This window comes from Pedobacter sp. NJ-S-72 (assembly GCF_053890575.1).
In genome coordinates this window covers 3,920,259-3,932,943 of record NZ_CM132681.1, presented here as the reverse complement: position 1 = coordinate 3,932,943, position 12,685 = coordinate 3,920,259, and the positions used below count along the sequence as shown (strand labels likewise).

The window sequence follows — 12,685 nt, the reverse complement described above, 5'->3', positions numbered from 1 at the left end:
AGATGGAAAAAAAGAAGTCTAAAAATATATTTACCAACGGTGCAATTTCAGCTCGGTTTATTGCGGAAAGTATTCAAAATCATCAAAGCAATACGGCTATAGGTGCACATAGTATTTTTTTAGGCCAGGTACGTGCAGATCAGATTGGCGAAGAAAAGGTGGTGGGAATTAATTACACTGCTTATGAAGAAATGGCATTGGCTCAAATGGATTTGATCAGGGAAGCTCTTTTTGAAAAATATCCGCTGACCTGTTTACATGTACATCACAGTTTAGGTCTGGTGCCAGCAGGTGAGGTTTGTCTGTTTGTATTTTGCTCCTCTGCTCATCGTAAAGCTGCAATGGAGGCTTGTGATGAACTGGTGGAGCGGATTAAGGCAGAATTGCCGGTTTGGGGAAAAGAGATTTTGACTAATGCGTCTCATCAATGGAAGGAAAATAAATAAATGGTAGATATCACACATAAATCAAACACACTTAGAAAAGCAGTTGCTACCGCGAAGCTAAAAGTTTCAAGTATGCAGACTATTGAGGCCGTTCTTGCAAAAAAAGTTCCTAAAGGAGATGTTTTTGAGTTCTCAAGAGCTGCGGGGCTGTTTGCAGTTAAAAAAACAAGCGATGTTATTCCTGATTGTCATCCGCTGCCTATAGAATATACAGCAATTACGCACGAAATTGAAGGGATGTATATCATCATCCGTGTAGAAGTGCATACCATTTATAAGACCGGCGTGGAAGTAGAAGCTATGCACGGTGCCTCGGTAACGGCGCTAACCATTTATGATATGCTGAAACCTATTGACAAAGGAATAGAAATTGAAAATATCCGTCTCGAACATAAATCAGGAGGGAAAAGCCAATATAAACTGGCGGATCAGGAAAGTTTGAAGTGTGGTGTGATTGTTTGTTCTGATACGATTAGTAAAGGCGAAAAACAAGATAAATCGGGTAAAGCGATTATTCAGAAACTAGAGTTGTATAAAGTAGAAACTAATCATTATGATATTATTCCAGATGATTTTAAACTGATACAGCAAAAAGTAAGGGATCTGGTTGAACAGGATTTTGATTTGTTAATTTTTACTGGCGGTACGGGTTTATCTCCGAGAGATGTCACACCTGAGGCGATAAGTCCGCTGTTGGAAAGAGAGATTCCGGGAATGATGGAAAATGTAAGGAAATATGGACAGGAACGAATGCCATATGCGATGCTTTCCAGAGGAGTAGCAGGCTTTATCAAATCTACACTGGTAATTACTTTGCCAGGTTCAGTAAGCGGGGCAGAAGAAAGTATGGATGCACTTTTTCCTGCCGTATTACACGTGTTCAAGGTTCAAAAAGGAGCAAATCACGAATAGTTATTCGTAGCGAAGTGCTTCAATAGGGTCCAGACGGGAAGCTTTCAGGGCTGGATAATAGCCAAAGAAGATTCCTGTTACTGCGCAGACAAGGAATGATATTACAATGGAGAATTCTGAGATTACCGTAGGCCAGTTTAGCATTTTAGGCACAATGATGGCTGCTGAGACACCAATCACCACACCGATTACTCCACCTGTAATACTGATCATCACGGCTTCGATCAGAAATTGGAGAAGAATATCCACACCTTTGCACCAATAGACATTCTCAAACCTATCTCTCTTGTCCTTTCTGTTACTGAAACATACATAATGTTCATAATCCCAATTCCCCCGATTACTAATGAAATACTTGCTACCGCTGTTAAAAGGGCTGTCATCATACTACTGGTAGAGTTCATCATGGTCATCAGCTCTGCCTGTGTTCTAACCTGGAAATCGTTATCCTGATTTTGTCTTAAACGGTGTGTTTCTCTTAAAATGGCACTTACTTCTGTCACCGCTGCATCCGAAGCACCTTCGTTAATAGCAGAAGCATAGATACTCCCAAAATAGATAGACGATGTTATTCTTTTTTTTGAATAGTGGTATATGGGGCGATAATCAGATCATCCTGATCCTGTCCGAAATTGCTGTATCCTTTGGGAACAAGTACCCCAATTACCTGAAAAGGTATCTTTCCGAAACGGATGATTTTTCCTATCGGATTTTCTCCATTAGGAAAAAGATTGTCAACTACGGTTTTTCCAAGCAAACAGACTTTGGCGGAAGCTCTTACATCCTGCTCAGAAAACAGAATTCCCTCTTTGATAACCAGTTTCCTGATCTCCATATAATCCGGACTTACTCCCTGAATAGTTGTTGGCCAGTTGCTTGCGCCATTGATCGCTTGTCCGCTTGAAGAAGCCAGGGGCGAAATTGTGGCAATGTCCGGAGCATTTTCCCGCATAGCATCTACATCTTTAATCGTTAAAGTTTTAAAGCTGCTTCCTCCTAATCTTGCTCCCCCGGGTTCGTTGCTGTAAGGTGTAATCGTAATCATATTAGATCCCATACTTGCTAAAGAAGCATTAATACTTTCTTTTGAGCCTTCGCCGATGGACATCATGGTAATCACGGAGGCTACTCCTATAATAATACCCAGCATAGTGAGCAAAGCACGTAATTTGTTGCGTTGCAGGGCTCTGATGGCTAGTCTGATGAGATTGATGAGTTTCATAATGATAAATTAATAATCGTCAGCTTCCGGAAGTGAAGCCAGTGCTTCTTTTGCCGAGCGGTGGTTAGCGTTCATAGAATCTTTTTGAACTTTTCCGTCCCTTAACATTATAGTTCTGCTGCTAAACCCGGCGATATCAGGTTCGTGAGTGACAAATACGATTGTTTTGCCGTTTTGATTCAGATCCTGCATGAGTGACATGATTTCATAAGAAGTACGGGTGTCCAGGTTTCCTGTTGCCTCGTCTGCGAGGATCATCACCGGTTCGTTCACTAAAGCTCTTGCAATAGCCACACGCTGCTGCTGTCCACCAGATAACTGGTTTGGTGTATGATCGAATCTCCCATCCAGCTTTACGGCCTGAAGTGCGGCAATCGCTCTCTCTTTCCTTTCTTTTGTGCCAATAGAAGGGTTATACAACAGCGGTAATTCTACATTTTCCAATGCCGAAGTCCGGGGCAATAAATTATAAGCCTGGAAAACAAAACCGATTTTTGTATTTCTCAGCTTTGCCAGTTCATCTCTTGAAAGTTCCTTCACATTAACTTTGTCAAGCATATAAATGCCATCGGTGGGTTTATCCAGGCAACCCAGCATATTTAATAATGTAGTTTTTCCAGATCCGCTGCTTCCCATAATGGTCACAAATTCTCCTGCATTGACCTCAAATGAGACTCCTTTCAATGCTCTTACAATTTCAGTACCCATAGTAAACTCACGTTTTACGTTCAGGATTTCAAGAATTTTGTTGCTCATCGTTTTCTTCCTCCTGGTCTCTGTGGCATAAACGGACTTTTTACCGCTGCCGAATTTGCTGCGGCAACAGATTCCGTACCAGTTACAATCACTTCATTCCCGTTTAAACCTCCCAGTACCTGAACATGGGTATTATCATTCAGGCCAGTCTGGATCTTTTTCTGGATGAGTTTATTATCCTGTAAGATCCAGACATAACTATCCGGGGTTGTTACTGTTTCAGACTTTACAGTTGTATTTGAAGAACCTGATTTTGGATTTCTTTGAGTGCCCATTCTCCCACCTTTTCTTTTTTCCGGAGCAGGTATAATCTCATATTGCTTTTTCAGTGCGGAGTCTGGATTGAATTTTAAGGCCTGCACTGAAATTAATGAGGCATCATTAACCTCTTTCGTGTAAATGACGATGTTGGCTGTCATCCCCGGTTTTAGTTTTTTATCATCATTGGGTGCGTCAATTAAGGTGGAGTAAGTTACCACATTTGCCGAAATAGAAGGTTGTAGCCTTACTTCTCTGACTGTCCCATTAAATGTATCATCAATAAAAGCATCTACTGTAAAAGTAGCTCTGAGCCCTTTTACTACATTGCCTATGTCTGCCTCATCTACTTTTGCCTGTACCTGCATTTTTGTGATATCCTTCGCAATTGTGAAAATTGTAGGCGTATTAAAGCTGGCTTGCAGAGTCTGTCCTATATTAACACTTCGGCCTAACACAACCCCGTCAATAGGTGAATAGATCTGTGTGAATGATAAATTCCTTTCTGCTGCGCGTAATGTGCTTTTTGTTGCTGTTTACATTTGCTTTAGCTACCTGATAAGTATTGAGTGCAATATCATAATCAGCTTTGCTGATCGAACCTGTCTCGAATAATTGCTTTTGACGGCTAAAGTTTGCTGCCTGATAACTTTCATTGCTCTGTGACTGTGCAAGACCAGCCTTAGCCTGATCAACAGTGGCCATAATCAGTGTTTTATCCAGTTCAGCAACCAATTGTCCTTTTTTAACTGTAGAATTGAAATCTGCATATAAAGCGGATACGGTTCCGGATACTTGCGTTCCTACAGTAACAGTATCTACCGGTTGTATTGTTCCGGTTGCAGTTACACTGGTAGAAATAGCTCCTTTACTTAAGGTCTCAGTAGTTAAAACCACAGGTTTTTCTTTACCTCTCATAAAGAAGAACCAAACCAGGCCCGCTAAAACAATGACCGAGGCTATAATTAACCAAATTTTATTTGACTTCATGGCTTATAATTTAATGGGGATGCCCAGGCCCAGGTAAAATTCATAGATTCTTGCAGCCAGCGCAGCATTATATTTTTTTGCTTGTATATAAGATTGCATTGCTTGTACATACAGATTTCTCTGCTGATAGAAGTCAACTATATTGGCTGCACCTATTTTTAGTTCCTGGGTCGCTATACGATAAACTTCTGTATTGTATTTTAGCTGTTCAACAGCAGAGACGAATTGATTCTGTGAGTTTTGTGCAGTGATATATGCTTTCTCAGTTGTCAGCGATAAGGTGGTTTTAGTATTCTCTAATGCAAGTTCTGACTGTGCAACTTCTATTTTTGCTTTTGCAACATTGGTTTTGTTAACCCTTTTGGTGAATATTGGAACAGAAAGAGTTAACCCGGCCTGCTGATAAAAGTTATTATCAAATTGTCTGAAAGCATTATAAGTTGGGTCGCGGGTATAACTTGTTCCGATTCCTGCACCCAATGTTAATGTCGGCAGATAACCTGATTTTGCTTTATCCAGATCATAAGCTGATATGCGACCCCGAGCTCTGCATTTTTAATTTCAGGGCGGTTCTGCAAGGCATAAGTTTGTACGGTCTGCAAATCCGGGATGTGCTGATCCGAAATCACGGTGTCTGGTTTGACAACATCAAAATCACGCGCAGCGGGTAATTGCAGTAATTGTTTCAAGGTTATTTTATCCTGACGTTCTGCATTTTCTGCTGCTGTTAAGTTATAACGATCCCCAGCCAGCTGTGCCTGGAACTGAGCCACATCCTTTTTAGCAGAAGACCCTGCATTAAACCGGCGTTGTGTCTGGTTTAGCTGTGCAGTTGAGGTTTTAACCAGATCCTGATTATAAATGATACTTTCTTTGTCTACCAGTATGCTCAGGTAGGCTTGTGTGATCTGTAGTGTGATATCGTTTTCACTGGTCAGAACTGCATAATTTGCTGATTGAACAGCTAAATCTTTTTGTTTGATATCCGTTTGCAGATACCCCCCTCTATATAATGTCCACGAAGAGCTTAAGCCATAAACACCAGAATAGTTCAGGGCATTTGTTGTGCCATTTGTATTCATGTTATAATGATTGAAAGATTGGGAAGCCGAGCCATACAGGTCAGGTAGCAAGGCCGATTTTGCGAGCAGCTGATCTTGTTTTGTACTTTCGGTAGTTAGTCTCAGCGTTTTTAGCTGGATGTTATTTTGTTTTGCATATTGCAGACAGGTGGCCAGATCCCAGATCGGAGGGATACTCATCTTTGTTGTGTCCTGGCCAAATCCGTTGAAGCAGGAGAAACCAAGAAATAAAAAGAGCACGCTTTTAATGGTTAATTGTGACATATGCTGAGGATAAAAATCCGGTTTAACAGGTCTAATTAACGCTTATTCAGGAGGTTAAAAAAACATAATCGACTGGTGACTTAAACAAATAGACAAAGAACTGATTGTAAACGATGGAAAGATTTGCACCTATTCGCATAGGTTGATTACCTTGGCCATACTAAATATAATTAAATTTTTGAATAGATGAATGCAGTAAAAAGCCGTTCCTATATCACCATTCTTCTCCATATCTTATTATGGATACTTTTTGCTTCTATATTACTTTTTTATATGCCACTGACGTGGAATATTGATGTTCCCTATCAATTATGGATCAAGCAGGGCTTCGAACTGGTTTTCCTGATTGTGATATTTTATCTGAACAGTCACATTCTTGTGCCTAAACTATTGCTGAAGAATAACTCACTGGGTTATTTACTATCCATTGTTGGTTTTGCGATAGTAGGTACTATAATGGTGAGATACCTGGATAATGCGTTGAATCTGCCAGTTTTGATCATAGAAGCTTTTCAAAAAATAGGGGTCACTAAACTTCCAAAGCACAATGATAAGCTGGATATTTTTCTGATTATGTTAATCCTGCTGATTATCGGGATCAGTACCAGTGTTACCCTGATTCAGAAATGGCAGGCGGATAAACAGTTGCGGGAAGCGTTGGAAAAGGATAAAATTGGTTCAGAATTATCCTTTTTAAAAAAGCACAGATCAACCCGCACTTCTTTTTCAATACCCTGAATAATATCTATGCGCTGACCCATGTTGATGTAGAAAAATCCCGTAATGCATTGCATAAATTATCGAGAATGATGCGTTACCTTCTATATGATACACAAGAAGGAAGTACGCCATTGAGTAAAGAAGTATCTTTTATTGTAGATTATATTGAGTTGATGAAGCTTCGTTTAAATGATACAACTCAAGTGACTTTTGAAGGACCTCTGATAAATAATGATATACATATTGCCCCTATGTTGTTTCTACCCTATATTGAAAATGCTTTTAAACATGGGGTGAGTTCTATATCACCTTCTGTTATTTCAATCGATTTGAGTATGGAGGACGGAGCTCTTGATATGAAAGTAAGAAATTTTATTTTTAATGAAAACGCTGCGATTGCCGATAACTACGGAGGTATTGGGCTTATGAATACTAAAAGAAGGCTCGATTTATTATATCCTGAAAAACATACATTTTCAGCAGGTAAAACTGAAGATACGAATGAATTTATTGTTCACTTAACCTTAATACTTGATGATACTGAATTGCATAGCAGTAGACGATGAACCGCTGGCTTTGGGGCTTGTTTGCAGTTTTATTGAGCAAACTCCTTTTCTGCATCTTGCAGGTAGTTTCTCCAGTGGAGTGACTGCGCTGACGATGATCCATGAGCAGGAAATAGATTTAATCTTTCTGGATATCCAGATGCCTGATCTGACTGGTATTCAGCTGGCGAGAATTTTAGACAGACAACCTGGAAGTAATGGTCCAAGGGTGATATTCACGACAGCATTTAACAATTTTGCATTGGAAGGCTATAAGGTTGATGCCCTTGATTACTTGTTGAAACCGTTTAATTATGAAGAATTTCTGATTGCAGCAAATAAGGGGAGAGCTTATGCCGAATTAGTCAAACCAGCGCAGCAGGTGCTTGTCCAGCATAGTGAACAGGAAGAAGAGTATATATTTTTTTAAAGGTCGAATATCATCTGGTAAGAATAGCGATTAAGGATATTCTATATATTGAAGGACTAAAAGATTATGTAAAGGTATACCTGGAAAATACTGATAAGCCAATTTTAACGTTAACTAGTCTTAAGGTTTTGGAGCAGAAACTTTCACCTAAAATATTTATGCGGGTTCACCGCTCTTATATTGTGTCACTTGAAAAGGTGAATTCTGTAACGAAAAATAGTCTGAATATTGGTTCACTCAGTATTACGGTGGGAGAGCAATATAAAGAGGCATTCAATACTTACTTAAGTAGGTGGATGTGAGTTGATTGAAGGGTTAGATGCTGCTCCAATAATATTATTGTTATTTTCGCAGACCTAATCTATCCATGAATGTTTAAACCATTAAAATTAGTTTTCATTGCTGCGCCTCTCTTTTTTGCCTCCTGTTCTTCGGTGTATGTGCCAACTGTGCCCAATACACCAATGTTAAGTGCTCAGGGAGAATTTAGTGGGGGCACATATCAACCTGAAAGGAGATGCGAATTTTAATGGTGCCTATGCAGTATCTAATCATATTGGCGTCTTGCTTGGCGGAGCTTTAATGAAAGATGAGCGTACAGCTAAAGATATCCGTCGCAAGCAGTTCGAAACGGGTATTGGGTACTTCAATACCTTTGGGCCGGATCATAACAGGATTTTGGAAATTTATGCAGGTATTGGTAATGGTTCAACCAATCGTACCTATAGGAATTATGACGATGGTACGCTAATCAGCACGGAACTTCAGGAAGTAAATTATAGCAAAACCTTTATACAGGTTAACTACAGCTCTAAGAAGAATAAAAAAAATTCCATCTCTTCGGAAATAATTACCCATTGAACTACGGTACAGCATTGCGCGTCAGTCATGTGAGTATGGGTACTTTTTTAATTAACGGGGTTGCGCAGTCCAAAGAGGATAATATCTTTTTGGAACCTGTATTTTTTACCCGAATGCGTTTAAGCAAAGCTGTTCAGCTTCAATACACGACAAGTTATAATTTAGGCTTGAAAAACCGCGAATATATGACAGCAGGAAACTCGATTTTTAGCGTGGGTGCTGTGATCAATGTTGGTGGGTTAAAAAAGAAGAATTAACCAATAGTTCTGTATTGTCATCTAAAGAAAACAATTAAACATACCGGCTTTTTTTGTAAAAAAAGAGTGCTCTCATTCCTTTTCTACGGTGACCCTTGTTTTGATAATAGAAATAAGATGTAAAATTAATTAACTGACAGTCAGATTGTTGGCTGATATTGTTACTGCGTGTTGTGGTAACATTACTTATTGTGCAATAAAATTCCGTTATGTATTGGTAGATTAGCTCCCAAATTGATAATTTTTTGTAGAAGCAGGCTTACCTATGGGTCTGAAATGCAAATGTTCAATACTTAATGATTGTTCCTGTAAATATATTTCCAGAAATGAAAAAACATCTAAAGTACGACAATGACGGTCTCTCTCCAATACTCTTCTTCATACCATTTAAGTGGTGCGGAATATCAGAAGATTCCTAATTCGCAATTTTAAAAAGAACTACCAGCCAATGTAAGGATATGAATAAAACGATGTACTCTATGTTTAGAGTGGGTCTTTTTATGCTCGTTTCCCTGTTTTGGTATTAAAATATAATCTACTATTTTAAATTCAATACGCTCATGAATAAAAAAGTTAAGCATTTTGCCGTGCTTATCGGATTGCTATCTGCATTCGGTGCTAAAGCTCAAGTTGGAATAGGAACTAATGTTCCCGATGCAAGTGCCCAGCTTGAAGTACTTTCTACTTCAAAAGGTCTTCTTATTCCAAGGATGTCACTTTTACAACGTAACGATATCAATAATCCTGCCAATGGTTTATTAATTTATCAAACTAATAGTTCTCCGGGCTTTTATTTTTACAATAACGGACAGTGGCAGAGGCTGGTAAATAACTCTGAGTTAACTACAGGAGGTAATGGAGCTAGTGGTAATACTATCTTAAATGGGAATGTTATTCCGTCTTCAAATATTGGTGCGAATGGAGATTTCTACCTGAATACCAGTAATAATACGCTTTATGGACCAAAAGGAGCAGGAAACTGGCCTTCAAACGGAATACTGTTAGTAGGTCCAAAGGGAGATCCGGGGATTCCGGGGAATTCTTTGCCCGTCATAGGGAAAACGGTCACGTCAAAGGGGACGATCGCGATTGGGAATGGTCAGGAAGCTGTTTTGAAAGACCTTACGCTTGATCTGGCGGATAATGCGGTGACTTCAATTAAAATTGCAGATGGTACGATTAGCAATCTTGATTTAGATAAAAAAAAAAATTCCATTAAGTGGTTTTGGTGTACCGGATAAAAATGTAGCCCTTGGAGGACAGAGAATAACAAATCTGGGCACTCCGGTAAAAGATCAGGATGCGGTAACCAAAAAATATGTTGATGAGAAACTGGGAACAGGGCCAACTGTACCAGGTGGTGGCCAGGTGCCGGCGTTAAGTTATACGGGGCCAGCAACTTATCTATAAAAGGAGGAAATACAGTAAGTCTTGAAAACCTTAACCAATCTTTAAGCCTTGTTGGAACAGTATTATCTATATCCGGCCCAAGAAACAGCCAGGTAGATCTTTATTCTTTATTAAGTGATGGCAGCAGTGGCGGACCAGTAGTACATGATGCAACACTTACAGGTCTTGGAAATCTGAGCAAACCTTTAGGACTTTCAAATACAGGAGTTATACCTGGTGAATATAAATCAGCAAATATTACTGTAGATGCAAAAGGAAGAATCACAGCTGCAACAGCTGGCGCTGGTGGTAATATAGGACAGGGAACTGTAACTTCTGTAACCGTAAACTCCGCAAATGGGTTAACGGGTTCAGTTACTGATCCTTCAACTACACCCGCCATTACATTGGGAACTTCGGTCGAAGGTCTTTTAAAAGGAACAGCAGGAGCGGTCACTGCAGCACCAACAACTGGTTCAGGCCCTGTTGTTTTAGGTGACTCACCTACTTTGACGACACCAAATATTGGAAATGCCACAGGTAATATTGACGGTACGGCGCGCAATGTGACTGGTATTGTAGCTATTACAAATGGAGGGACGGGAGCAAATAATGCCCCGGATGCAAAAACAAACTTAGGGCTGGGAAATGTTGACAATACTTCTGATATCAATAAGCCGGTTAGTGATGCCACTAAAAATGAATTAGGTAAAAAAGTAGATAGTAATTCACCTGTAACTGCGGCTACTAAAACAAAAATAACCTATGATACAAAAGGGTTAGTGATCAGAGGTGAAGACGCAACCACTGCTGATATTACAGAAACAACGAATAAAAAATATGTTACTGATGCACAGTTAACTTTAATAAATAACATTACCAATACGAATACGGGTGACCAGATTGCACTTACTGTTCCTGTTACACCAAAAGGAGCATTAGTTTCTACTAATGTACAAGCTGCACTAGAAGAATTGCAAGGAAAGATTACAACTTCTACGGGTGGTGGAATGACTGGTGTCAAACATGATGTGACATTAACCGGAGATGGTAATACGACCGACTTAAGTTTAGCAGATAAAGCTGTTACGTTGGCTAAAATGGCTGATATGACACCGAATGCATTGATCGGAAACAGTTCAGCAATTGCAGGAAAACCAGAATACATTACTGCAGGGAATGGTATCGCTATAAATGGCGGAACAGTAGCTGTGAATATTCCTGATGCAACTGCTGCAAAATCAGGTTTAATGAACCCGGCAGATAAGACAAAACTTGATGGGTTAACTAATTATACATTACCAGTTGCTTCTGCTTCTGTATTAGGAGGGGTTAAAGTTGGTGCAAACCTTAGTATTGATGCGAATGGTGTATTATCGGCTGCTGCCTCGGGTGGTACCAGCGGTATAACGAGCGTAACAGCCGGTACAGGATTAGAAGGGGGTGCGACAAGTGGTAATGCCACATTAGGTTTTGCTCCAATTCCTGCAAATACAATTTTGGGAAATCTTGGGCTGACTTCTGCGGTACCAGCTCCACTAAATGCAGCAGAGGTTAAATCATTACTTCTTTTAGATAAGGTACAAAATGTTGATCAGACAAATGCAGATAACCTGACTACAGGAACAATCAAAGAGAAACTTTTTGGAAATGGCACTATTCCTGTAGACGCATTAAAAACTACAGGTACGCCTGATGGCACTAAAGTTCTTCGCGGAGATGGTACATGGGGGCCTATTACTGCTGGTTCTTTAACCGGGATTCTTCCTGTTGCAAATGGCGGAACTGGTATTGGTTCTTATACTGCTGGAAATTATATTAAAGCAGGAAATGCAACCACATTGATAGAGGTTACACCAGCTGCTTTGAAAACAGAACTAGGAGTAGACTTAAAAGAAGACGCTGCTAATAAAAGTCTTGATGGTACATTTGCAGGTAATTCGGACGAAAAATTCCCGACAGAAAGGGCTGCAAAAACTTATGTGGATAAAACGGTTGCAGCAGCGGTCAAAGCTGCGGAAATAGGAGCAGGTGCAGTTCCTGATGCTGATGCAACAACGAAAGGAAAACTAAAATTAACTGCCGATTTAGGTGGTACTGCTGATTTGCCTCTTGTCAAATCTGTGGGCGGTTTAACGTCCGATGTGATTAAAGACGGTGTAAATCTTGCAAATGCAGCGACTTCGTTGAATACACCAAATACGATTGTTAAAAGAGACGCAAACGGAGATTTCTCTGCTGGCAAAATTAAAGCAGATTTAATAGGGAATGCAACAAGTGCAACTACTGCAGGATCTGCAACTACAGCAGTTAATGTAACGGGCGTAATTGCTATCGCTAATGGCGGAACCGGAGCTACAGATGCTGCCGGAGCAAGAACAAATCTTGGACTTGGCAATATCCAAAATACAGCAGATAAAGATAAAATTGTAAGTGATGCTACTAAAGCAGCATTAGACGGAAAAATAAATAAATCACAGAAAAAGGATCACACCTTCAGGAGTAACTCCATTAGATGGTTCTGGTAAAATTGACAGTAAATATTTACCAAAC

At 39.8% G+C, this 12,685-nt stretch carries 17 protein-coding genes and 1 pseudogene; 10 read left to right on the top strand and 8 right to left on the bottom strand.

Annotated elements, in window-relative coordinates; translation table 11 throughout:
• The first annotated feature begins 2 nt into the window (after window positions 1-2).
• Both ACWYN3_RS26030 and moaCB read left to right on the top strand, forming a co-directional pair.
• Complete coding sequence (locus ACWYN3_RS26030) at window positions 3-446, top strand: molybdenum cofactor biosynthesis protein MoaE (protein WP_456216986.1); 444 nt, start codon at window positions 3-5, stop codon at window positions 444-446.
• Window positions 447-1,358: a bifunctional molybdenum cofactor biosynthesis protein MoaC/MoaB gene (gene moaCB / locus ACWYN3_RS26025; protein ID WP_456216985.1), complete on the top strand. Its 912-nt coding sequence runs from the start codon at window positions 447-449 to the stop codon at window positions 1,356-1,358.
• On the opposite strand, the pseudogene ACWYN3_RS26020 reads toward moaCB, so the two are convergent.
• The 7 genes and pseudogenes from ACWYN3_RS26020 to ACWYN3_RS25990 all read right to left on the bottom strand — a co-directional run bounded on the left by ACWYN3_RS26020 (window position 1,359) and on the right by ACWYN3_RS25990 (window position 5,930).
• Window positions 1,359-1,672: pseudogene (locus tag ACWYN3_RS26020) on the bottom strand (ABC transporter permease).
• A gap of 254 nt (window positions 1,673-1,926) precedes the next feature.
• Window positions 1,927-2,580, bottom strand: a complete 654-nt coding sequence (locus ACWYN3_RS26015) for an ABC transporter permease (RefSeq protein ID WP_456216984.1) — start codon at window positions 2,578-2,580, stop codon at window positions 1,927-1,929.
• A gap of 9 nt (window positions 2,581-2,589) precedes the next feature.
• Window positions 2,590-3,336 (bottom strand): ABC transporter ATP-binding protein, encoded by a 747-nt coding sequence (locus ACWYN3_RS26010; RefSeq protein ID WP_456216983.1) that lies wholly within the window; start codon window positions 3,334-3,336, stop codon window positions 2,590-2,592.
• Window positions 3,333-4,052, bottom strand: a complete 720-nt coding sequence (locus tag ACWYN3_RS26005; RefSeq protein ID WP_456216982.1) for an efflux RND transporter periplasmic adaptor subunit — start codon at window positions 4,050-4,052, stop codon at window positions 3,333-3,335. Before ACWYN3_RS26005 ends, ACWYN3_RS26010 begins: the two co-directional genes overlap by 4 nt.
• A gap of 7 nt (window positions 4,053-4,059) precedes the next feature.
• Complete coding sequence (locus tag ACWYN3_RS26000; protein WP_456216981.1) at window positions 4,060-4,584, bottom strand: efflux RND transporter periplasmic adaptor subunit; 525 nt, start codon at window positions 4,582-4,584, stop codon at window positions 4,060-4,062.
• Window positions 4,585-4,587: 3 nt separating this feature from the next.
• Window positions 4,588-5,079, bottom strand: a complete 492-nt coding sequence (locus tag ACWYN3_RS25995; RefSeq protein ID WP_456223156.1) for a TolC family protein — start codon at window positions 5,077-5,079, stop codon at window positions 4,588-4,590.
• Window positions 5,067-5,930 carry a TolC family protein gene (locus ACWYN3_RS25990; protein WP_456216980.1) on the bottom strand — a complete coding sequence of 288 codons (864 nt, stop codon included), beginning with the start codon at window positions 5,928-5,930 and terminating at the stop codon, window positions 5,067-5,069. The genes ACWYN3_RS25995 and ACWYN3_RS25990 overlap by 13 nt, the downstream gene beginning before the upstream one ends.
• Before the next feature lie 186 nt (window positions 5,931-6,116).
• Here ACWYN3_RS25990 and ACWYN3_RS25985 point away from each other — a divergent pair, with 186 nt between their 5' ends.
• From ACWYN3_RS25985 to ACWYN3_RS25955, 7 genes are all read left to right on the top strand, one after another.
• On the top strand, window positions 6,117-6,668 hold the full coding sequence (locus ACWYN3_RS25985; RefSeq protein ID WP_456216979.1) for a hypothetical protein: 552 nt from the start codon (window positions 6,117-6,119) through the stop codon (window positions 6,666-6,668).
• A complete protein-coding gene (locus ACWYN3_RS25980; protein ID WP_456223155.1) occupies window positions 6,614-7,216 on the top strand; it encodes a sensor histidine kinase in 603 nt (200 codons plus the stop codon). Before ACWYN3_RS25985 ends, ACWYN3_RS25980 begins: the two co-directional genes overlap by 55 nt.
• Window positions 7,185-7,625 (top strand): LytR/AlgR family response regulator transcription factor, encoded by a 441-nt coding sequence (locus ACWYN3_RS25975; protein ID WP_456216978.1) that lies wholly within the window; start codon window positions 7,185-7,187, stop codon window positions 7,623-7,625. The genes ACWYN3_RS25980 and ACWYN3_RS25975 overlap by 32 nt, the downstream gene beginning before the upstream one ends.
• Window positions 7,616-7,927, top strand: a complete 312-nt coding sequence (locus ACWYN3_RS25970; protein ID WP_456223154.1) for a LytR/AlgR family response regulator transcription factor — start codon at window positions 7,616-7,618, stop codon at window positions 7,925-7,927. The genes ACWYN3_RS25975 and ACWYN3_RS25970 overlap by 10 nt, the downstream gene beginning before the upstream one ends.
• Window positions 7,928-8,096: 169 nt before the next feature.
• The gene (locus tag ACWYN3_RS25965; RefSeq protein ID WP_456216977.1) at window positions 8,097-8,486 is read left to right on the top strand and encodes a hypothetical protein; all 390 of its coding nucleotides are present in this window, start codon (window positions 8,097-8,099) and stop codon (window positions 8,484-8,486) included.
• Window positions 8,483-8,743 carry a hypothetical protein gene (locus ACWYN3_RS25960; protein ID WP_456216976.1) on the top strand — a complete coding sequence of 87 codons (261 nt, stop codon included), beginning with the start codon at window positions 8,483-8,485 and terminating at the stop codon, window positions 8,741-8,743. The genes ACWYN3_RS25965 and ACWYN3_RS25960 overlap by 4 nt, the downstream gene beginning before the upstream one ends.
• Window positions 8,744-9,303: 560 nt before the next feature.
• Complete coding sequence (locus ACWYN3_RS25955) at window positions 9,304-9,984, top strand: hypothetical protein (RefSeq protein WP_456216975.1); 681 nt, start codon at window positions 9,304-9,306, stop codon at window positions 9,982-9,984.
• Window positions 9,985-10,253: 269 nt separating this feature from the next.
• Here ACWYN3_RS25955 and ACWYN3_RS25950 read toward each other — a convergent pair whose 3' ends face one another.
• Window positions 10,254-10,670 (bottom strand): hypothetical protein, encoded by a 417-nt coding sequence (locus ACWYN3_RS25950; protein ID WP_456216974.1) that lies wholly within the window; start codon window positions 10,668-10,670, stop codon window positions 10,254-10,256.
• Here ACWYN3_RS25950 and ACWYN3_RS25945 point away from each other — a divergent pair.
• Window positions 10,642-12,660: a beta strand repeat-containing protein gene (locus ACWYN3_RS25945; protein ID WP_456216973.1), complete on the top strand. Its 2,019-nt coding sequence runs from the start codon at window positions 10,642-10,644 to the stop codon at window positions 12,658-12,660. The two genes, ACWYN3_RS25950 and ACWYN3_RS25945, sit on opposite strands and share 29 nt — an antisense overlap.
• The last annotated feature ends 25 nt before the right edge of the window (window positions 12,661-12,685 follow it).

What these genes read in the sequence shown, in the direction of transcription:
- ACWYN3_RS26030 (WP_456216986.1), top strand. Translation starts at nt 3, where the DNA reads ATGGAAAAAAAGAAGTCTAAAAATATATTTACCAACGGTGCAATTTCA.
- moaCB (WP_456216985.1), top strand. Translation starts at nt 447, where the DNA reads ATGGTAGATATCACACATAAATCAAACACACTTAGAAAAGCAGTTGCT.
- ACWYN3_RS26015 (WP_456216984.1), bottom strand. Translation starts at nt 2,580, where the DNA reads ATGAAACTCATCAATCTCATCAGACTAGCCATCAGAGCCCTGCAACGC.
- ACWYN3_RS26010 (WP_456216983.1), bottom strand. Translation starts at nt 3,336, where the DNA reads ATGAGCAACAAAATTCTTGAAATCCTGAACGTAAAACGTGAGTTTACT.
- ACWYN3_RS26000 (WP_456216981.1), bottom strand. Translation starts at nt 4,584, where the DNA reads ATGAAGTCAAATAAAATTTGGTTAATTATAGCCTCGGTCATTGTTTTA.
- ACWYN3_RS25990 (WP_456216980.1), bottom strand. Translation starts at nt 5,930, where the DNA reads ATGTCACAATTAACCATTAAAAGCGTGCTCTTTTTATTTCTTGGTTTC.
- ACWYN3_RS25985 (WP_456216979.1), top strand. Translation starts at nt 6,117, where the DNA reads ATGAATGCAGTAAAAAGCCGTTCCTATATCACCATTCTTCTCCATATC.
- ACWYN3_RS25975 (WP_456216978.1), top strand. Translation starts at nt 7,185, where the DNA reads ATGATACTGAATTGCATAGCAGTAGACGATGAACCGCTGGCTTTGGGG.
- ACWYN3_RS25955 (WP_456216975.1), top strand. Translation starts at nt 9,304, where the DNA reads ATGAATAAAAAAGTTAAGCATTTTGCCGTGCTTATCGGATTGCTATCT.